Below are 19,642 nucleotides of genomic sequence, written 5' to 3'. Positions count from 1 at the left end.
GTCTACGTGGCGCTCCGGGGCTCCTCGTCCAGGCCGCCCATCACCAGGGGCAGCCGGTGCGGCCCGCCCGCCTCCACGCGGATCGGCACGCCCCAGTCCTGCCGGGTCAGCTTGCAGGCCGGGTGCTCGACCGCGGGGTCGTCGGTGCAGCTCGCGGCCTGCGCGACGACGTGCAGCACGCCCTCGGTGAAGCCTTCGGCGATGCGCAGGGCGCGGGTCAGGTCCGTGCCCACGCCCACACCGCCCGCCAGCAGCTCCGGCGGCGAGCTGGTGACCTCCAGGCGGGTCGACGGGCCGTAGCGGTCGTCGAGCACGGTGCCCGCGGGCGGCGTGAAGATGACGCTCAGCTCGACGTCGCCGGGCGCCAGGACGGTCGGCGGGCGGCGGACCCGGTGGGCCTCACCGAACACCTTGGCGCCGGGCGCGACGGGGCGCTCCAGGCGGTGCGCGGCGGAGGCCACGACGACCAGCTCGCCGTCGACGTAGAGGACGTCGGACGGTTCGGCGACGTCGGTGGCGAGCGTGGACACCTCGCCCGTGGCCGGGTCGTAGCGGCGGACCGCGCCGTTGTAGGTGTCGGCGACGGCGATCCCGCCGTCGGGCAGGACGGCCACGCCCAGCGGGTGCTGGAGCAGCGCCTGGTCGGCCGGCCCGTCGCGGTGGCCGAAGTCGAACAGGCCCCTGCCGACGGCGGTGCGCACCTCGCCGCCCTCCAGGTAGCGCAGGGCGGAGGTCTCGGAGTCGACCAGCCAGAGCCGGTCGCCGTCGGCGGCCAGGCCCGAGGTCTGGGCGAAGAAGGCGTCGGCGGCCGGTCCGTCGCCCAGGCCCTCGACGGTGGTGCCGGCCAGGCGTTCGAGGCGGCGCTCGACGGGCTTGAACAGGCCGAGGGTGTGGTTGCCCGCCAACGCGATCACGACGCCGCCGGCGGGTTCCCACCAGGCCACGTCCCACGGGCTGGTGAGGTCGACCGCGTCGGCCGGCCCGTCGGTCGCGCCGTCGCGCCACTGCTCGCCCGTGCCGGCGACGGTGGTCACCTCGCCGGTGTCCAGGTCGAGGCCGCGCAGCAGGTGGTTGACCGTGTCGGCGACGACCACGTGGTAGCCGACCTCGGCGGCGACGTCGGGCGGCAGCAGCGCCAGCCCGGCGGGCTCGGAGAACGTCGGTTCGAGCCCGTCGCGCCGGCCGCGCTCGCCGGTGCCGACGCGGCGGACGACGGTCTCGCCGTCGGGTTCCAGCTCGACCAGGCGGTGGTGGGCGGAGTCGCTGACCAGCAGGGTGCCGCGCGGGGTGCGCAGCGCCTTGGCCGGGAAGCGCAGCTCGGTGTCGGCGGGGGCCGGCGGGACGTACGGCCCGTCGCCGCGGTGCAGCGTGCCCTTGGCCTCGTGCTCGGCGACGACCTCGGTGACGATCCGGCGCAGCGCGTCGACGTGCCCCTCGCCGGCGGCGACGTGCACGACGTACCCCTCGGGGTCCACCAGGACCAGCGTGGGCCACGCCTTGACGGCGTAGTTCTGCCACGTGGTCAGCTCGGGGTCGTCCAGGACGGGGTGGTGGACCTCGTAGCGCTCGACGGCGGCCTCGAGCGCTTCGGCGTCGGCTTCGTGCACGAACTTCGGGGAGTGCACGCCGATGGTGACCAGGACGTCCGGGAACTCGGCTTCGAGGGGGCGCAGCTCGTCCAGCACGTGCAGGCAGTTGATGCAGCAGAAGGTCCAGAAGTCCAGCAGCACGACCTTGCCGCGCAGGTCGGCGAGCCGGACCTCCCGGTCACCGGTGTTGAGCCACCCCCGACCGACCAGTTCGGGGGCGCGGACTCGGGCGCGGCGGCGTGGCACAGTCGTCACGCAGTGAGTCAACACGACGTCCAAGGCACAGTATTTCCACGCCCACGATGCGGACGTGGATGCCCCGCCAAAGCGGTGTCACCAGGGACAGGAGCCAAGTTGCACGAGCTGTCCGCGAGTGCCTGGTCACTCCTCTGCGTCGACACCCGCTTCGCGAGCAGTGCTTGAGTCGAGCCAACCCGGAACGTCCAGCAGGGCGTGGTGTGGGCGTCTTCCCGGAAGGGTCCCCGTTTTGTACAATTTGGGGCATGTTCGAGTTGCCGATCAGCGTGGCGCGGGACCAGCTCGGCGAACTCGTCTCCAAGGTCGAGCACGCGCATGAACGAGCCGTGCTGACCAGGCACGGTCGACCGGTTGCCGCGGTCGTCTCCATCGACGACCTCCGGCGGCTCGAAGCGGCAGAGGACGAAGCCGATCTCGCCGCGGCACGGGAGGCGCTGGCCGCCGCCGAGCCACGGGTTGCCCACCACGACGTGCTCGCCGAGTTCGGTGACGTCTGACCCGTGCCCTACGAGATCGAATGGACGGCTTCCGCCCTGCGGGAGCTTCGCGAGCTCGACAAGCAGACCGGACGCAGGGTCGTGCTGGCGGTGACGGCCCTGGGGGACGACCCCCGCCCGCCGGGGTGCCGGGCGCTCACCGGCCGACCGGCAGGCGTGATGCGCATCCGGGTCGGTGACCACCGGGTGATCTACCAGGTGGAGGACGCCAAGGTCCTGGTGACGGTCGTGCGGGTGGCGCATCGACGCGAGGTGCACCGGAAGGTGTGAGCTCGACCGGCGGACCGCTTCCACCGACCGGGCCCGTCGAAGTGCGTCGAGCCGGCCTTGTCCCCGTCACCTCGACCGACCGGTTCGGAGGCGCGAACTCGGGCGCGGCGCAGTCGACGCGGAGGAAGTCGACACGACGTGGCGGGCGCGGCATTCCGGGGTCCGCGGAGTCGGCAACGGTGAACATGCACCCTGCGTTCCGCGAGAAGTCGGCGCAATTGGCGGTTGCGGGTATTCCCGCGCTCGAAGTCGCACCGTCAGCGGACGGTGCGCGGGCCGAGGGTGGTGGCGCCCAGGGCGGTTACCCGGCGGCGCAGGTCGCGGTCGGCGGTGATCACCGCACATTGGCGGTCAGCGGATTCGGCGCGGACCACTGCGACGATCGCGTCATCACCCGACGCAGTGGCGGAGACCACACGGACGCCCGGCACGGACTGCACGTGGCGGGCCTCACCCTCCACCACGAGGACGACCTCGACCGGTCCCTCGGCGAACCCCGCCAAGCCCCGCTCACCCACTCCTACCAGCGAATTCCGCAATCTCGTCGCCGCCGCGGCGCGGTCGCGCCACCAGCCGTCGGGCACGGATCCGATGACATTTGCCGCGTCAACGACAACGAGTGGGCGGGTCATCGCCCCATGCTCTCAGCAAACCCTCAAAAAACTGTCGCACTCCGATGGCACCATGGAGGTGTCCAAGGGGGACAAGAACACATTCAGGGGGATAGTGATGATGGAGCACGCCTGCAGACAGGACGAGGACACCTGGACCGGCTCCGCCACGTCCAAGTAGTCCGGGGGAGGCCCTGGCTCGTCGAGCCGGGGTGGTCCTGAGCAGTCGGGGACATGGGAAACCCCGCGGTGCTGCCAGGTCGGGGGTCCGACAGCATCGCGGGGTCACCAGGAACATCGATACACGATCGTGGTCCGTTACATCCTCTAATGAGTGTGACGGAGATCACGTTGCGATGTCAGCTCGAATGTCGAAAGCCCTGTCGCGCGGGAGGTGCGGCAGGGCTTTCGACGTTTCCCCCTTCGCCGGCCGCGCGGGACGACGGGGCGCGCACCCGGTGTCGATCGGGTGAGTCGCCCCGCGCGGGACGTCAGCGGAGGGTGGAGACCTGGGCCTGGGCGATCGCCATCAGCTCGTGGCGCATCGCCGGGGTGGGCGCCATGTCGATCGCGCGGGCGACAGCCTTGCGGTTGCGAGCCTCGACACGACGAGCGCGGAGCTTCGCAGTGAAGTTCATCGGGGTTTCATCCCTCTCAACGGTTCCTCGGTGGTGTGCCTCAAGTATGCACCCTCCGGGCAGCGAAATCACCCGATTATCCGGTGAGTTGGCGCACAGGCCGACGAATCACCGGCGTCCACCTGAGTGGCCCCTACGATTCGCCTGGCAGACACCCACCTGTGCCGGACGCCACTCCCGAGCCCCGCAGGCCGCCCGGCGAGCGCCGCGGACCGGTCCCGGGCACCGCGCGGCGAGCACCCCCCGGACCCCCGTTCCGGCGGGGGGCGCCCGGGAACACCGGACGACCGGGTTGTTGCGCACGGGCCGGCGGCCGAGTTGGCTGGACCCGTGGCTGAAGTCGTGACCAAGGGCACCGGCAAGGTCGAGCGCACCGCCGACCGCGCCGAGGTGCAGGCGAGTTTCGAGACCGTGGGCGCGACCCGCAACGAGGCGGTCGACCTGCTCAACCGGCGGATGGCGGCGGTGGAGCCGGCGCTGGGGCGGGCGGGTGTGCAGGTGCGGTCGCGGCAGTTGTCCGTGCACGACAACTGGGACGGGCAGCAGCGCGCGGGCAGCCGGGCGGCGCAGCAGTACGTGCTGCGGGTCGACGACCTGGCGCGGCTGGACGACCTGCTGTCGACCCTGGTCGCCGCCGAGCCGACCTGGCTCAACGGCCCGCAGTGGCAGCTCGCGGCGGACGCCGAGGCGGTCCGCGAGGCGCAGCGCGAGGCCGTGCTCGACGCGCGGCGGCGCGCCGAGGGGTACGCCGAGGCCCTGGGTGCGCGCCTGGGCACGCTGCAGCGACTCTCCGACGGCGACGGCGAGGTGTGGGCCGCCGAGGCTTCCCCCGGCCGGGCGATGGCCGCGTACGGCGGGTCGGTCGGCCAGGCGCCGAAGATGGACGAGCTGAACCTGGAGGCGCAGCAGATCGTCGTGACGGTCCGCTGCACCGCCACGTGGACGCTGCTGGACTAGCGCCCTGGGGCCCGGGTCAACGCTCCGGGCTCGCCGTCACGCCCGGCCTCCCGTCGCGCGGACAGAAATCGGGCCCCCTTCGGCGGCACGACGACCCGCGCGCCGGTCACCGCGGACGGGGTGGCCGGCAGGTGGTTCGCGCCGTGGTCGCGGCGCCCCGGACCGGAGGGCGCGATCAGCGGCTGACGTTGGCGGCGAGCGTCCGCAGCAGGGCGCGCAACCGCTCGGCGTCCGCCGCGTCGAGGTCCATCGCCGCGCCCATCGCCGGGGGCACCCGCTCCGCCCGCCCGCGCAGCGCGACGCCCTGCCCGGTGAGCGCGACCCGCACCGAGCGCTCGTCGTCGGCCCGGCGCTCGCGCCGCACCAGCCCGGCCGCCTCCAACCGCTTGAGCAGCGGCGACAAGGTGCCGTAGTCGAGCTGGAGCGCGGCGCCGAGGTCCTTGACGGGCACGTCGCCGCGTTCCCACAGCACCAGCAGGACCAGGTACTGCGGGTAGGTCAGGCCCAGGTCCTCCAGCAGCGGGCGGTAACGGGCCGTGACGGCGCGCGATGCGGCGTAGAGCGCGAAGCAGAGCTGGTCGTCGAGCGCCAGCGTGTGGTCCATGTGACCCTCCCCCGTGACTGGGTCCACACTACCCCTGCGGCCATTTAGATTGTGCACGATGTAATCGCGCACTAGGTTATCGAGCGTCGCAACCACGACCCGAGGAGTTCGAGATGACCGTCCTGGAACCCGCCGCCGCGGAGTTCGCCGCCGCCACCGCCAACCCGCCGTACCTGTACGACCTGGGTCCGACCGAGGGGCGCAAGGCCGTGGACGAGGTGCAGTCGGGCGAGGTCGCCAAGCCCGAGGTCGCCGAGGAGTGGGTGACCGTGGGCGAGGTGCCCGTCCGCGTCGTCCGCCCGGTCGACGCCACCGGCCCGCTGCCCGTCGTGCTCTACGTCCACGGCGCGGGCTGGGTGTTCGGCAACGCCCGCACGCACGACCGGCTCGTGCGCGAACTGGCGGTCGGCGTCGGCGCGGCCGTCGTGTTCCCCGACTACAGCCTCTCGCCCGAGGCGCGCTACCCCGTCGCGCTGGAGGAGGGCTACGCCGTGGCGCGGTGGATCACCGACTCCGGCGCGGACCACGGCCTCGACGCGTCCCGGCTCGCGGTCGCGGGCGACTCGGTGGGCGGCAACATGTCCGCCGCGCTGACCCTGCTGGCCAAGCGGCGCGGCGACGTGGCGTTCCGGCAGCAGGTGCTGTTCTACCCGGTCACCGACGCGTCCTTCGACACGCCGTCCTACCACGAGTTCGCCGAGGGCTACTTCCTGCGCCGGGACGCGATGGTCTGGTTCTGGGACCAGTACACGACCGACGAGGCGCAGCGCGCGGAGATCACCGCGTCACCGCTGCGCGCGTCGCTGGACGACCTGGCGGGCCTGCCGCCGGCGCTGGTGATCACCGCCGAGGCGGACGTGCTGCGCGACGAGGGCGAGGCGTACGCGAGCCGGTTGCGCGAGGCGGGGGTGCCCGTGGTCGCGGTCCGGTACCAGGGCGTGATCCACGACTTCGTGATGCTCGACGCGCTGCGCCCGACGCACGCCGCCGGGGCCGCGATCGCGCAGGCCGTCGCCACCCTGAAGACCGCGCTCGCCTAGGGGTTCCGCCTAGGGACTGCCGTCGGCCGGACCGCCCGCCGCGGGCGCCTCCGGCGCGGGTGCGCCGGGGTCGGCTGCATCGGGGTCGGCTGCATCGGGGTCGGGCGCATCAGGGTCGGGCGCATCGGGGTCGGCTGCGCGCCGGGACGGCGGGCGCCAGGTGTGGCCGCCGACCAGGTCGCCGAACCCCATCCAGACCAGGTTCATCAGGCGCGCCGCGACGACCCCCGCCGGCTCCTCGGGGTTGTCCAGCCACCAGTCGGCCAGCGACTCGCCCGCGCCGACCAGGGCGGCGGCCAGCGACTCCGCCTCCTTGTCGCCGGGGCGCGGCACGTCCGGGAAGCCGGAGGAGCCGACCAGCAACCCCGCCACGAGGCCGATCGCCCGGCCGCGCAGGTCGGCCGACTCCTCGGCGAGCGGGCCGCCCTGGGACGACGCCTGGCGGTGCAGGACCTGCCAGCTCGCCCGGTTGCCGCCGACGAAGCCGAAGAACGCCCGCAGCCCGCTCCACAGCTGCACGTCCGGCGGCTGGTCGCGCTCGACCCCGGTCGCGACGGCCTCCACCATCCGGGTCGCCTCGCGGCGGATGCAGGTCGCGAACAGCTCCTCCTTCGAGCCCAGGTACGCGTACAGCATCGGCTTGGAGATGCCCGCGACCTCGGAGATCTCGTCCATGGACGCGGCGTGGAAGCCCCGGCGCGAGAAGACCTCCACCGCGGCGTCCGTGATCTGCCGCTCGCGCACCGCGCGCGGCAGCCGCTTGGCCCGACCGGTGCGGACCGGTTGGTCTGCGTGCATGTCACCCCCCTCAAGGCCCGGTCAAGGCTATCGGACTCCCCACCCCGCTACCTACTCGTCAGTAATGTCACCGACGAGCAGGTAGCGAGGGTGACGTGCATGGCCACCGACCTCACTGACGAGGCAATGGCGAAGCTCACCCGCAGAAGCCTGCCTCGACGCTGCGGCGGGTCGACCCGGCGCTGGAACCCAGCCCGGATGGACTCGCGGAGGAGGTTCAGCGGCGGGCGGCCGGGCGATCTCCGAGGTGCACATCCGCTGCCGTGGTCGCATCAGCGCATCTCAGGGGTGGGTCGTTCCATCACCTGCGCGCGCTCGGCCGAGTCGGACCGTCCGGACCACCGAGTTCGAGCACAGCTTCGTCGACATCGTCGACGAGAGCCTGCCAGGACGCCAACGATGCCACCGGGCCGAGGTGGTCGAGTCTCTCCAGGAGTTGCCTCCTGTTGTCCGAGAAACGCTTGGAGAGCCTCTCACGCCTTCTCCCGGTCAGCTCGGAAGCACGAAGGATGCAGTCGGCGAGGATCGCTTTCGGGTCAGCTCGGGATTCGACTTCGTGCGTCTTCGGCAAGCCCAGCGGAAGTTTTCCTCTCGGATTCCCGGCGACCGTCCGGATCGCCTGCTCGTCCAGGAGGAGCCAAGCTTCGGTCATCTTGACCGGGATGACCGGCACGGGGTGGGATCCCGAGGATGCGGCACGGACGGCGGACTCCACCTCGACCCGCCTTTCGAACGGGTCGACGTTGTCCGAGTCGCGGTGCACCACGATGACCCGCGGAGCGCTCCCGATCAGCGCCACACCGGCCCGGATCCGCGACTCCACGTCCTTCTTGACCCGCGCGCCGAGCATCGCGTATTCCGGCTTGCTCAGCCGGAGCGAGACCCCGCGTTCGAAGAAGAGGGATTCGACTATGCCGGCCAGCGGCGCATCCGAGGTCCCCTCCGCCACGAACAATCCGGTAAAAGATGGATCAGTCATCCCACCAGGTCCCAGGGAAGTCGGAGCTGCGCTCCTGCCGGCGCCGTCAGGTAAGCCACCACATCCGCCTCCGAGAAGGAAGGCGAGCCCGTCCCGCCGACCCGCCAGGAATTTTTGAACGGAAGTAGTGAAAGACCTCGGGTGACTTCGCCGTCCGGCGTCCGGTGTGGCCGGACCTCGGCGAGCAGCAGGTCCTGCGGATCGCACAACTGCACCACTCCGGGCGCATGCGTGTTGACGATCACCTGCCGAAAGGTGTTCCCGTTGTCCGGAGCGGCGGACGGGTCGACGGCGAGGTCTTCGACCAGTTTCAGCATCGCCGGGAGGTTCGCGGGGTGGATGCCGTTCTCCGGCTCCTCCATGCAGATGAGACCTTTGAACGTCGGATCCTCGAGGAGGACGCACAGCGCCAGGAAGCGCAACGTGCCTTCGGACAGGGCACGTGCGGGAAGTCGGAGATCACCGCGTTCCTGGAGGAAGAGGGTGAACACTTCCCGTACTTGGTCGAGTTCGACCGTCAAGCCTTCCACGCTGACACCCGACAGGTCCGAGAGGCGCCCCGCCACTCGCGCGTAGACGGCGTCCGGGTCCGGTGCCGACAAGTCTCTCGCGTTCTCGTTCGCTATCCTGTAGAGGGTGGACGCGAGGTGGCGACCGTCGGTGTCCAGGGCCTTGGGGTCGGCGAAGCCGTCAGGGGCGCGCAGTGCGCTCGGCTCGAGCGCCAGCCGCTTCCAGCTCTGCATCTCGCGCCGGGCCGCGAGGACGGTCGGGTAGTCATTCGTCGTGACCGTGCTCAACACCGTGCGCCCGGCCCGACCGGCAGCGCGGGGCTGGGGTTTGCCGTGGCTGCCGCCGTCACCGTGGACGTTGATCACGATGCCGCCTTCGCGATCCTCGGTGGAGAGGAAGGGGCCGCCCCGCCGTTCGCCCTTCACGACCGCCGCTCGGAAGTGCTTCGCACTGTGCGGGAAGCGGAGGTGCTTCGGCGCGTCACCTCTGGTGATGTGCCGGAGCTGCTCCTTCAGCAGGGTCAGCCGGCCGATGCTCCCTTCGCCCCGGGGCGGGAGGTAGCCGAGGGTGAGCTCATAGCGCAGGAAAGTCGTTCGCGCGTTGGCCGGCGCCCCCAGGTCGTCCTCCACCTCGGCCGGAACGATCATCTCCGCGGCCAGGTCGATCTGCCGCTGGTGGTCGCGGTAACCATCCCAGAACAGGTCCCGAGGGTCCCCGCCCCGGAGTCCGGTCGAACCGCGGACGCGCTGGGAAGCCTCCATCAACGTCTCACCGGCCAGGTGGGAGAGGAATTCGATCGCATCGAATATGTTCGACTTACCGATTCCGTTGGCGCCCGCGATGCACGTGAAGGGACCGAACTCCACGTCGACATCCAGCAGGTTCTTGAACCCTCGGACTTCCAGCCGAGTAAGCATGGGCCCACCCTAAGGGTTGGAGACGGTGACAGACCTGCGACCTGCGCCCCGCCCGTGTCCGTCGCCGTGGCGCTGACTTGCGGTCAACCTAACTCATGACACCCTCGTGGAAGGGGCGAGCAAGTTCAGTGGTCGTTGGTGGACAGAGCGGCTCGTCAGGTGACCGGCTTGCACCGGACGGGTCCTCGGCGGTCCCGTCCGGCCGCGGGGGAGTGCGAGCCGGCCTAGGGTGCGGGGCATGATCGGGAGTTTGCAGTGCGTCGTGCTCGACTGCCCGGAGCCCCGCGCGCTGGCCGAGTTCTACCGGGGGCTGCTGGGCGGGGACGTCGACCGGCCCGACCGGCAGTGGTCGCTGGACGAGGACTGGTCGACGCTGCACACCGCGCGCGGTGTGCTGTGCTTCCAGCGGGTCGCCGGGCACGTCGCGCCCCGGTGGCCCGACCCGGCCCGGCCCCGGCAGCTGCACCTCGACATCGCCGTGCAGGACCTCGACCTCGGCAAGGTCGAGGTCCTGCGGCTCGGCGGCGCCCTGCTGGACGACTCCCACGAGGCGTGGTGGGTGTTCGCCGACCCGGCGGGCCACCCCTTCTGCCTGGTCCGGGAGTGAGGGTCAGCGGCCCGCTTCGGCGAGCCAGGCCCGCTCCGCGGTGGTGTCCGGCACCGGGGGCCAGCCGTTGATCCTCGCCAGCAGCGCCCAGTAGCGCTCGGCCCTGGGGTCGCCGAACTCCTCCAGCCGGCGCGTCAGCTCCGGCCCCACCGGGACGCCGAAGACCCCGCCCCACCGCTCGTTGAGCTGCCGGACGACCTCCCGCGCCTCGGCGGAACCCGGCGCGACCCCGGCGTCGAGCGCCTTGCGCGCCTCGGCGATCGCGCCCTGGAACGCCTGCAGGTGCTCCGGCGTGCTGCCGCCGGACATGTCGACGCCCTCGGCGCGCATCTCCTGGTGCCGCTCGGACATCCGCCGGATCGACGCGCGGAAGTCCGGGTCCCGCACCAGGTTCACCAGTTCGATCCACGCCTCCAACTGCTCGGTCGACGGGTCGTCGGGCAGTTCCACCCGCACCGACCGCATCCGCTGGTCGAAGCCCGGCTCCAGGTCCAACCCGCCGAAGACCTCGTCGAAGAAGTCGTCGAGGATCGCCTGCCGCTCCTCCTCCGACAGCCGCGCCAACTCGTGCACCATCTCCACCTCCCCGTTCCGCGCCACGACCCGCAGCACGGCCCGGCGCAGCCGGAGCGTGCGCAGCTGCGCGTCGATGGCTTCCGCGTGCGCCCGCGCCACCTCGGCGACGGACACCTCGTGCGCGAGCACCCGCTGCGCCGTGGGCAGGTCCACGCCCAGGTCGCGCAGGGTCCGCACGAGCTTCAGCCGCGCCAACCCGTCGACGTCGTAGGTGCGGAACCCGCCCGCGGTCCGCCCCGCGACGGGGACCAGACCGGAGTCGGAGTAGAACCGGACCGTCCTGGTGGACAGGCCGGCCAACCGCGCCAGTTCGCCGATCGAGTAGTGCGTCACGGGAACCACCTTCGACTCTCCAGTGACTGGAACTTCAAGCCCTTTTCCGGCGGGCGGGGAGAACGGCGACGGGTGGGGGCCGGGGTCGGCTCCCACCCGTCGCGATCCGGTGCGCGGATCAGTACGTCATCGCCACCCCGGGGTCGGCCAGGAGGGCGCCGACGTCGGCCAGGAACTGCGAGCCCTGCTGGCCGTCGACCACGCGGTGGTCGAAGCTCAGCGCCAGCTGGCACACCTTGCGGGGCACCACCTGGCCGTCGACCACCCACGGCAGGTCGCGGATCGCGCCCAGGGCGAGGATCGCGGACTCGCCGGGGTTGATGATCGGCGTCCCCGTGTCGACGCCGAACACGCCGACGTTGGTGATGGTGATGGTCCCGTTGAGCATGTCCGCCGGCGTCGTGCGGCCCTCGCGGGCGACCGTGGCCAGGTCGTCCAGCGCCACCGCCAGGTCGCGCAGCGACAGGCGGTCCGCGTCGCGGACCTTCGGCACCACCAGGCCGCGCGGCGTGGCCGCCGCGATGCCCAGGTGCACGTAGTCCTTGTAGACGATCTCGCCGGCCGCCGCGTCCCACGTCGCGTTCACGTCGGGGGTGCGGCGGGTCGCCAGGACCACGGCCTTGGCCGCGAACGCCAGCGGCGTGAGCTTGACGTCGCGGAACTGCGGCGTGCCCTTCAGCCGCGCCCGCAGCTCCATCATCGGGGTCACGTCGACGGTCAGGAACTCCGTGACGTGCGGCGCGGTGAACGCGCTGTCCACCATCGCCTGCGCGGTCGCCTTGCGGACGCCCTTGATGGGCACCCGCCGCTCCCGCGCCCCGGAGGAGGCGGGCGCCGCGGCGGCCGGGGCGGCCGGGGCGGCGAGGGCCTGCTCCACGTCCTCGCGGGTGATCACGCCGCCGGGACCGCTGCCGGACAGCCCGTGCAGGTCCACGCCCAGGTCCTTGGCCAGCTTGCGGACCGGCGGCTTGGCCAGCGGCACGTAACCGCCCGGGGCCGGGGCGGAGACCGGGGCGGCCGCGGGTGCGGGCGGGGCGACCGCGGGTGCGGGCGGGGCCGCCGGGGTCGGGGTGGCGGTCACCGGGACCGGCGCGGGCGCGTCCCGGCGGGCCCGGCGCTTGGCCGAACCGGACTTCGGCCCGTAGCCGACCAGGTTCGCGACCCGGCCCTCCTCCTCGGCGGCCGGGGCCGCCGCGCCGTTGGTCTCCGGCGCGGCGACGGCGGCCCCCGACGGGTCCACGTCGATGGTGATGATCGGCACGCCGACCTCGACCGTCTGCCCCACCTCGGCCAGCAGCTCGGTCACCACGCCGTCCCACGGGCACGGCAGCTCGACCGCCGCCTTGGCGGTCTCGATCTCCACGATGATGTCGTTGACCTTGACCGCGTCGCCCGGCCGCACGTGCCAGGTCAGGATCTCGGCCTCGGTCAGCCCCTCCGCCGTGTCCGGCAGGGGGAATTGCTTGAACTGCGGCATTCCCGGTGTCCCCTTACCAGGCCAGTGAGCGGTCTACGGCGTGCAGCACCCGGTCGAGGTCGGGGAGGAACTCCTCCTCCAGCTTCGACGGCGGGTACGGCGTGTCGAAACCGGTCACCCGCAGCACCGGCGCCTCCAGCGAGTAGAAGCACTCCTGCTGCACCTTGGCCGCGATCTCGCTGGAGATGGACGACTCGCTGGGCGCCTCGGTCACCACGACCAGCCGCCCGGTGCGCCGCACCGACTCGTACACCGGGCCGAGGTCCAGCGGGGACAGCGCGCGCAGGTCCACGACCTCCAGCGAGCGGCCCTCGTCCTCGGCCGCCGCGGCGGCGTCCAGGGCGGTGCGCACCATCGGGCCGTAGGACACCAGGGTGGCGTCCGTGCCGGTGCGCAGCACGCGCGACGCGTACAGCGGGCCGGGCGCGGCCGTCGTGTCGACCTGGCCCTTCTCGTAGTAGCGGCGCTTGGGCTCGAAGAACAGCACCGGGTCGTCGGAGTCGATCGCCTGCTGGATCATCCAGTACGCGTCGGCCGGGTTCGAGCACGACACGACCTTCAGGCCGGCGGTGTGCGCGAAGTACGACTCGGGCGACTCCGAGTGGTGCTCGACCGCGCCGATGCCGCCGCCGAACGGCACGCGGATCACCATGGGCAGCTTGATCCGGCCCTGGGTGCGGAAGTGCAGCTTCGCGACCTGGCTGACGATCTGGTCGAAGCCGGGGAAGATGAAGCCCTCGAACTGGATCTCGCACACCGGCCGGTAGCCGCGGATGGCCAGGCCCACCGCCGTGCCGATGATGCCGGACTCCGACAGCGGCGTGTCGAGCACGCGCTGCTCGCCGAAGTCCTTCTGGAGGCCGTCGGTGATCCGGAAGACGCCGCCGAGCTTGCCGACGTCCTCGCCCATCACGAGGACCTTGGGGTTGGCCTCCATCGCCGCGCGCAGGCCGTTGTTGATGGCCTTGGCGATGGTCATCGTCTGCACGGCCGCCGGCGCGGCGGGTGCGGACCGGTCCACGGTCGGAGCGGCCATCAGTGCTCACCTCCGGCGAAACCCGCGTGGTAGGCCAGGAACTCGTCGCGCTGGGCTTCCAGCACGGGGTTGCCCTCCGCGTAGACCTCGCTGAAGATCCGCGAGGCGGGCGGGGTGGGCAGGGTGACGCAGTGCTCGCGCAGCTCGACGGCGATCTCCTCGGCCTCGGCCTCCACGGAGTCGAAGAACGCCTGGTCGGCCCACTGCTGCTTGACCAGGTGCACCTTCACCCGCTCGATCGGGTCCTTCAGCTTCCACAGCTCCAGCTCGTCGGAGAGCCGGTAGCGGGACGGGTCGTCGGAGGTGGTGTGGGCGTCCATCCGGTAGGTGAAAGCCTCGATGAGGATGGGGCCGTTGCCCTGGCGGCACTCCTCCAGCGCCCAGCGCGACACGGCGAGCGAGGCGAGCACGTCGTTGCCGTCGACCCGGATGCCGGGGAAGCCGTAGCCGCGCGCCCGCTGGTACAGCGGCAGGCGGGACTGGCGCTCGGTGGGCTCGGAGATGGCCCACTGGTTGTTCTGGCAGAAGAAGACGAGGGGCGCGTCGTAGACCGCCGCCCACACGAAGCCCTCGTGCACGTCGCCCTGGCTGGTCGCGCCGTCGCCGAAGAAGACCATGGTGGCCTCGCTGTCCGCGTCGCCCACCTTGCCGTCGAACCGCTGGCCCATCGCGTACCCGGCCGCGTTGAGCACCTGGTTGCCGATGACGATCGTGTACGGGTGGAACCGGTGCTCCACCGGGTCCCACGAGCCGTTGTCGGTGCCCCGGAACATGCTCAGGATCTGGCCCGGCTGGACGCCCCGGCACCAGGCCACGCCGTGCTCGCGGTAGCTGGGGAAGGCCATGTCCATCGGCTTGAGCGCCCGGCCGGCGCCGATCTGCGCGGCCTCCTGGCCCAGCAGCGGCACCCACAGGCCCAGCTCGCCCTTGCGCTGCAGGGCGTTGGCCTCGCGGTCGATCCGGCGCACCAGGACCATGTCGCGGTACAGCCCGCGCAGCTCTTCGGGCGTGATGTCGATGTCGAAGTCCGGGTGCTGGACCCGCTCACCCTCGGGGGTGAGCAGCTGCACCAGGTCGGCGCCGCCCTCGTCGGTCGCTCGCAAGCCTGCGATCACCTGTTCCGCGGTCGGTTTGGCGGCGGTGGCCGGCGGGCTGTCCGGCCCCGGTTGCGTCCATTTCTCTGGGGACGACATTGCGCCTTACTCCTCGTCTTCGAGGCCGCCAAGTCGCTCGTGACGACCATGCGCGGCGGCACCGCCAGTCGCCGCCGCCCTGGTGAGGGAGGTCGGACAACCGTCGGCGCTGACGGTGTTCTCATCCACATCCTGACACGCGCTCACCCGACATGGTGAGCCCCGTCCCACTTTGTAATCGAGCGCGCACCCTCCTGAACAGCGACAACGGTAGGAAGGCCAATCTTCGGCAGTCCGAGCGAGACGTTCGACGTCCGAACGGCCGTGTCCCGGTTACCGATCGTTAACGACTGTCCGTGCGCCTCCGGGCACGGTCGGTCGACGCGGGGCCGCTCGGCCGACCAGCCTGGTTCCCCCGGCCGGGTCCCCGCTCACCCGTGGACGCCCGACTGTCGGCCCCACCGCCGGTGCCCACGACCCGGTACCCACTCCGACGGCGTGATGACCGGCGCGGGCAATTAAGTTGCCCCCATGGACCGTTCAGCGCTGACCCGTACCGTCCGAGGGCTGTGGGACGACGACATCCTCCCGAGCCTGTCCGACCTCGTCGCCCTGCCCGCCGTCTCCCCCGCGTTCGACCCGGCGTGGGCGGAGCACGGGCACCTCGCCGCCGCCGTCGAGCACGTGCGCGCCTGGCTCGCCACCCGCGACCTGCCCGGCGTCGCGATCGAGGTCGTCCGGTTGCCCGGCCGCACGCCGCTGCTGCTGGTGGACGTGCCCGCCACCGCGGCGACCGGGGACACCGTGCTGCTCTACGGCCACCTGGACAAGCAGCCGCCGGTGGCGAACTGGTCGGAGGGCCTGGGCCCGTGGACGCCGGTCGTGCGCGACGGGCGGCTCTACGGCCGGGGGGCGGCCGACGACGGCTACTCGGGGTACGCGGCCGTCGCCGCCGTCGAGGCCGTGCGCGCGGCGGGCGGCGAGCACGCCCGGTGCGTCGTGCTGCTGGAGACCGGCGAGGAGTCCGGCAGCCCCGACCTGCCCGCCTACCTGGAGCACCTGCGGCCCCGGCTGGGCGAGGTGTCGCTGGTGGTGTGCCTGGACTCGGGCGGCAGCGACTACGACCGGATGTGGCTGACCACGTCGCTGCGCGGCCTGGCGCAGGTCACGATGACCGTCCGGGTGCTGGGCAGCGGCCTGCACTCGGGCATGTCCAGCGGGATCGTGCCCAGCTCGTTCCGGGTCGCGCGGCAGCTGCTGGACCGGCTGGAGGACTCCGCGACCGGCGAGCTGCTGGTGCCCGAGATGCACGTCGAGGTGCCGGCGAACCGGCTCGCCGAGGTGCGCGCGGCCGTGGCCAGCGCGCCGGGCGCGCTGACCGACCCGGTGCCGTGGGCGCCGGGCGTGCGGCCGGTGGCCGACGACGAGGTCGAGCTGGCGCTGAACGCGGGCTGGCGCCCCACGCTGTCGGTGACCGGCGCGGACGGCCTGCCCGCCCCGGACGACGCGGGCAACGTGCTGCGGCCGTTCACCACCCTGGTGCTCAGCTTCCGGCTGCCGCCGACCGCCGACGCCGCGGCGGCCGTCGAGGCGGTGCGGCGCCTGGTCACGACGGACGTGCCGTACGGCGCGGTGGTCGAGCTGAGCCGCGTCGAGCACGCCGACGGCTGGAACGCGCCGGACCTCGCGCCGTGGCTGCGGGCCACGCTGGACCGCGTCGGCGAGGAGGTGTTCGGCGCGCCGTGGCGGACCGTGTCGCTGGGCGGCTCGATCCCGTTCATGAGCCTGCTGCACGAGGCGTACCCGGACGCGCAGTTCCTGGTCACGGGCGTGGTGGGGCCGGACAGCAACTGCCACGTGCCCGACGAGTGGCTGCACCTGGCGCACGCCGCGCGGGTCACCGAGGCCGTGGCCCTCGTGCTGGACGCGCACACCCGGAAGTGAGCCGTACCCGGCGGGGTGTGCGGCCAACCCGCCGGTAACCGGTTTACTGAACCGATGCCGCACACTGGCCCAGTGAACGAGCATCGGCAGCAGGCGGAGCGGGCGCGGTTGGGGGAGGCGGGCTCCCCCACCTCGCCCTGGCGCCTGTGGGGGCCCTACCTGGCCGGGCGCCAGTGGGGCACCGTGCGCGAGGACTACTCGGCCGGCGGTGACGCCTGGACCTCCTTCCCCTTCGACCACGCGCGGTCGCGGGCCTACCGGTGGGGCGAGGACGGCATCGCCGGCATCTGCGACGTGCACGGCTTCCTCAACCTGGGCATCGCGCTGTGGAACGGCCGCGACCCGATCCTCAAGGAGCGGTACTTCGGCCTGACCAACAACGAGGGCAACCACGGCGAGGACGTCAAGGAGCACTGGTGGGTGACCGACGGCACGCCGACCCACTCGTGGATGCAGGTCGTCTACCGGTACCCGCAGGCCGAGTTCCCCTACCGCGAGCTGCGCCGGATGGCCGCCCAGGCGGGCCGGCAGGCCCGTGAGCCGGAGCTGTCCGACACCGGGGTCCTGGACGGCAACCGGTTCTTCGACGTCCGGGTGACCTACGCCAAGGCTTCGCCCACCGACATCTGCGTCGAGCTGACCGCCACCAACCACGGCCCGGACCCCGCGCCCCTGCACCTGCTGCCCCAGCTGTGGTTCCGCAACACGTGGGCGTGGGGCCGGGACGACCGGCGGCCCGCCCTGGTCGCCTCCACCCGGGACGGCTGGCGGCGCGTCACGGCCGAGCACGGCGCCCTGGGCCGCTACACGCTGCACGTCGAGGGCTCGCCGACGCTGCTGGTCACCGACAACGAGACCAACGAGGTCGAGCTGTTCGGCGCCGTGCGCAACCCGACCCGCTACACCAAGGACGGCATCGACCGGTACGTGGTCCGGCGCGACACCCCGGCCTGCCAGGTCACCGGTCCGGACGACGAGAGCGCGCCGGGCACGAAGGCCGCGGCCTGGTACTCCTACGACCCGGTGGAGCCGGGCGAGTCGGTCACCGTGCGGCTGCGGCTGGTCGAGGGCGACGGGCACGTCGACGCGTTCGGGCCGACGTTCCAGGCCACGCTGGACGACCGCCGCGAGGAGGCCGACGCCTTCCACCGCACCGACCTGGACCCGATGCGCGCCAAGGTCGTCCGGCGCGCGCTGGCGGGCCTGATGTGGACCAAGCAGCACTACCGGTTCCACACCAGGGAGTGGCTGGACGGCGACCCGGCGCAGCCGGCGGCCCCGAAGTCGCGGCGGTCGCCGCACGCCCGCAACGCGCACTGGCGGCACTTCGACGTCGCCGACGTGATCTCCATGCCCGACGAGTGGGAGTACCCCTGGTTCGCGGCCTGGGACCTGGCGTTCCACACCGTGCCGTTCGCGATGGTGGACCCGGCGTTCGCCAAGGAGCAGCTGCTGCTGCTGTGCCGCGAGTGGATGATGCACCCCAACGGCCAGCTGCCCGCCTACGAGTGGGAGTTCGGCGACGTCAACCCGCCGGTGCACGCGTGGGCCGCGCTGCAGGTCTTCCAGGTCGACCACGACCGGAAGTTCCTGGCGAAGGTGTTCCACAAGCTGCTGCTGAACTTCTCCTGGTGGGTCAACCGCAAGGACGCCGACGGCAGCTACCTGTTCGAGGGCGGGTTCCTCGGCATGGACAACATCGGCCCGGTCAACCGGTCCGAGCCGATGCTCGGGACGTGGCGGCTGGAGCAGTCCGACGCGACGTCGTGGATGGCGGCCTACAGCCTGCACCTGATGCGGATGGCGCTGGAGCTGGCGCGGCACGACGAGTCGTACGAGGACGTGGCCACGAAGTTCGTGGAGCACTTCCTGAGCATCGCCGAGGCGTCCACCCGGTTCGGCTCGGGCGGGCGCGGGCTGTGGGACGAGACCGACGGCTTCTGCTACGACGTGGTGTCGCGGCGGCTGCCGGACGGCTCGGTGGAGTCCAAGCCGGTGCGGGTGCGGTCGATGGTCGGCCTGATCCCCGTGCTGGCGTGCGCGGTGCTCGAGCCGTGGGTGTTCGAGGAGCTGCCCGGCTTCGGCCGGCGGCTGGAGCACCTGCTGGCCCGGCGCCCCGAGCTGGCCCAGTTCCTGACCCGGCGGGACGGCCGCGTGCTGCTGTCCATGCTGGACGAGCCCAAGCTGCGCCGCGTGCTGCGCCGGATGCTGGACGAGGGCGAGTTCCTCTCGCCGCACGGCATCCGCAGCCTGTCCGCCGCGCACCGCGAGGGCCTGGAGGTGCAGGTCGCCGACCAGGAGCACCGGATGGGCTACGAGCCGGGCGAGTCCCGCACGCCCATGTTCGGCGGCAACTCGAACTGGCGCGGCCCGGTCTGGTTCCCCACGAACGCGCTGCTGGTGGAGGCGCTGCGGACGATCGGGTCGTTCCACGGCGGTCGGTTCCACGTGGAACTCCCCACCCGCTCGCAGCGCCACGTCACCGCCGGCCAGGCGGCGGACGAGCTGGTCCGGCGGCTGGTGTCGCTGTTCCTGCCCGACCACGACGGCCGCCGGCCGGCCGACGGCAAGCGGATCGAGTCGACCGACTCGGCGCTGTGGCGCGAGCACGTCACCTTCAGCGAGTACTTCGACGGCGACACCGGCGAAGGGCTGGGCGCGACGCACCAGACCGGGTGGACGGCGCTGGTGGCCAGCCTGCTGACAGATCGTCGCCAAACCGGCGCTCTGGGTGCATCTATTGTGTGATTTAACCCAAAGATCCGAACATCTTGCGCCCGAATGGCGTTTGTAACGCAAGATTCGTGCGCCAGGTCGCGCTGTAACACTCACGTGCTGTGCACCACGTCACCCAGGTGGCAGTATGCC

At 72.1% G+C, this 19,642-nt stretch carries 18 protein-coding genes; 7 read left to right on the top strand and 11 right to left on the bottom strand.

From position 1 onward, the window contains the following. Positions 1 to 2: 2 nt before the first annotated feature. Complete coding sequence (locus tag JOE68_RS15790) at positions 3 to 1,835, bottom strand: NHL domain-containing thioredoxin family protein (RefSeq protein WP_307820035.1); 1,833 nt, start codon at positions 1,833 to 1,835, stop codon at positions 3 to 5. A gap of 257 nt (positions 1,836 to 2,092) precedes the next feature. Between JOE68_RS15790 and JOE68_RS15785 the strand changes: the two genes are divergently transcribed. Both JOE68_RS15785 and JOE68_RS15780 read left to right on the top strand, forming a co-directional pair. Then, a complete protein-coding gene (locus JOE68_RS15785; protein ID WP_204843098.1) occupies positions 2,093 to 2,344 on the top strand; it encodes a type II toxin-antitoxin system Phd/YefM family antitoxin in 252 nt (83 codons plus the stop codon). A gap of 3 nt (positions 2,345 to 2,347) precedes the next feature. Next, complete coding sequence (locus JOE68_RS15780) at positions 2,348 to 2,614, top strand: type II toxin-antitoxin system RelE family toxin (protein ID WP_204843097.1); 267 nt, start codon at positions 2,348 to 2,350, stop codon at positions 2,612 to 2,614. Positions 2,615 to 2,871: 257 nt separating this feature from the next. Here the strand turns inward: JOE68_RS15780 and JOE68_RS15775 are convergent, their stop codons facing one another. Then, positions 2,872 to 3,246, bottom strand: a complete 375-nt coding sequence (locus JOE68_RS15775) for an NTP pyrophosphohydrolase (RefSeq protein ID WP_204843096.1) — start codon at positions 3,244 to 3,246, stop codon at positions 2,872 to 2,874. 470 nt (positions 3,247 to 3,716) lie between these two features. Then, the gene (locus tag JOE68_RS15770; protein WP_204843095.1) at positions 3,717 to 3,863 is read right to left on the bottom strand and encodes a hypothetical protein; all 147 of its coding nucleotides are present in this window, start codon (positions 3,861 to 3,863) and stop codon (positions 3,717 to 3,719) included. Between the two features lie 330 nt (positions 3,864 to 4,193). Between JOE68_RS15770 and JOE68_RS15765 the strand changes: the two genes are divergently transcribed. After that, positions 4,194 to 4,820 (top strand): SIMPL domain-containing protein, encoded by a 627-nt coding sequence (locus tag JOE68_RS15765; protein ID WP_204843094.1) that lies wholly within the window; start codon positions 4,194 to 4,196, stop codon positions 4,818 to 4,820. A 175-nt stretch (positions 4,821 to 4,995) separates the two neighbouring features. Here JOE68_RS15765 and JOE68_RS15760 read toward each other — a convergent pair whose 3' ends face one another. Then, positions 4,996 to 5,424, bottom strand: a complete 429-nt coding sequence (locus JOE68_RS15760) for a MarR family winged helix-turn-helix transcriptional regulator (RefSeq protein WP_204843093.1) — start codon at positions 5,422 to 5,424, stop codon at positions 4,996 to 4,998. Positions 5,425 to 5,537: 113 nt separating this feature from the next. Here JOE68_RS15760 and JOE68_RS15755 point away from each other — a divergent pair, with 113 nt between their 5' ends. Continuing rightward, positions 5,538 to 6,464 carry an alpha/beta hydrolase gene (locus JOE68_RS15755; protein WP_204843092.1) on the top strand — a complete coding sequence of 309 codons (927 nt, stop codon included), beginning with the start codon at positions 5,538 to 5,540 and terminating at the stop codon, positions 6,462 to 6,464. Positions 6,465 to 6,473: 9 nt separating this feature from the next. On the opposite strand, the gene JOE68_RS15750 is transcribed toward JOE68_RS15755, so the two are convergent. From JOE68_RS15750 to JOE68_RS15740, 3 genes are all read right to left on the bottom strand, one after another. Continuing rightward, complete coding sequence (locus JOE68_RS15750; protein WP_204843091.1) at positions 6,474 to 7,262, bottom strand: TetR/AcrR family transcriptional regulator; 789 nt, start codon at positions 7,260 to 7,262, stop codon at positions 6,474 to 6,476. Between the two features lie 301 nt (positions 7,263 to 7,563). Next, a complete protein-coding gene (locus JOE68_RS15745; RefSeq protein ID WP_239562258.1) occupies positions 7,564 to 8,211 on the bottom strand; it encodes a hypothetical protein in 648 nt (215 codons plus the stop codon). A gap of 26 nt (positions 8,212 to 8,237) precedes the next feature. Then, entirely contained in the window at positions 8,238 to 9,668 is a 1,431-nt protein-coding gene (locus tag JOE68_RS15740) for an AAA family ATPase (protein WP_204843090.1), read from the bottom strand. Positions 9,669 to 9,906: 238 nt separating this feature from the next. Here JOE68_RS15740 and JOE68_RS15735 point away from each other — a divergent pair, with 238 nt between their 5' ends. Continuing rightward, positions 9,907 to 10,275, top strand: a complete 369-nt coding sequence (locus JOE68_RS15735; RefSeq protein WP_204843089.1) for a VOC family protein — start codon at positions 9,907 to 9,909, stop codon at positions 10,273 to 10,275. Between the two features lie 3 nt (positions 10,276 to 10,278). Here JOE68_RS15735 and JOE68_RS15730 read toward each other — a convergent pair whose 3' ends face one another. The 4 genes from JOE68_RS15730 to pdhA form a co-directional block, all read right to left on the bottom strand. Next, positions 10,279 to 11,184: a helix-turn-helix domain-containing protein gene (locus JOE68_RS15730; protein WP_204843088.1), complete on the bottom strand. Its 906-nt coding sequence runs from the start codon at positions 11,182 to 11,184 to the stop codon at positions 10,279 to 10,281. Positions 11,185 to 11,302: 118 nt separating this feature from the next. Further along, positions 11,303 to 12,661, bottom strand: coding sequence for a dihydrolipoamide acetyltransferase family protein (locus tag JOE68_RS15725; protein ID WP_204843087.1), 1,359 nt, complete (start codon positions 12,659 to 12,661; stop codon positions 11,303 to 11,305). A gap of 13 nt (positions 12,662 to 12,674) precedes the next feature. Further along, on the bottom strand, positions 12,675 to 13,697 hold the full coding sequence (locus JOE68_RS15720; RefSeq protein WP_204843086.1) for an alpha-ketoacid dehydrogenase subunit beta: 1,023 nt from the start codon (positions 13,695 to 13,697) through the stop codon (positions 12,675 to 12,677). Further along, complete coding sequence (gene pdhA / locus JOE68_RS15715; RefSeq protein ID WP_204843085.1) at positions 13,697 to 14,890, bottom strand: pyruvate dehydrogenase (acetyl-transferring) E1 component subunit alpha; 1,194 nt, start codon at positions 14,888 to 14,890, stop codon at positions 13,697 to 13,699. The genes JOE68_RS15720 and pdhA overlap by 1 nt, the downstream gene beginning before the upstream one ends. A 471-nt stretch (positions 14,891 to 15,361) precedes the next feature. Here pdhA and JOE68_RS15710 point away from each other — a divergent pair, with 471 nt between their 5' ends. Both JOE68_RS15710 and JOE68_RS15705 read left to right on the top strand, forming a co-directional pair. After that, positions 15,362 to 16,774, top strand: a complete 1,413-nt coding sequence (locus tag JOE68_RS15710; RefSeq protein ID WP_204843084.1) for a M20/M25/M40 family metallo-hydrolase — start codon at positions 15,362 to 15,364, stop codon at positions 16,772 to 16,774. A 72-nt stretch (positions 16,775 to 16,846) separates the two neighbouring features. Further along, entirely contained in the window at positions 16,847 to 19,522 is a 2,676-nt protein-coding gene (locus tag JOE68_RS15705; protein WP_307819703.1) for an MGH1-like glycoside hydrolase domain-containing protein, read from the top strand. Positions 19,523 to 19,642: the final 120 nt, after the last annotated feature.

Origin of the sequence: Saccharothrix algeriensis (assembly GCF_016907655.1) — a bacterium.
Classification (GTDB): Bacteria; Actinomycetota; Actinomycetes; order Mycobacteriales; family Pseudonocardiaceae; genus Actinosynnema; species Actinosynnema algeriense.
Note: the sequence above shows the minus strand (reverse complement) of the source record. Positions and strands in the feature narration are given on the sequence as shown.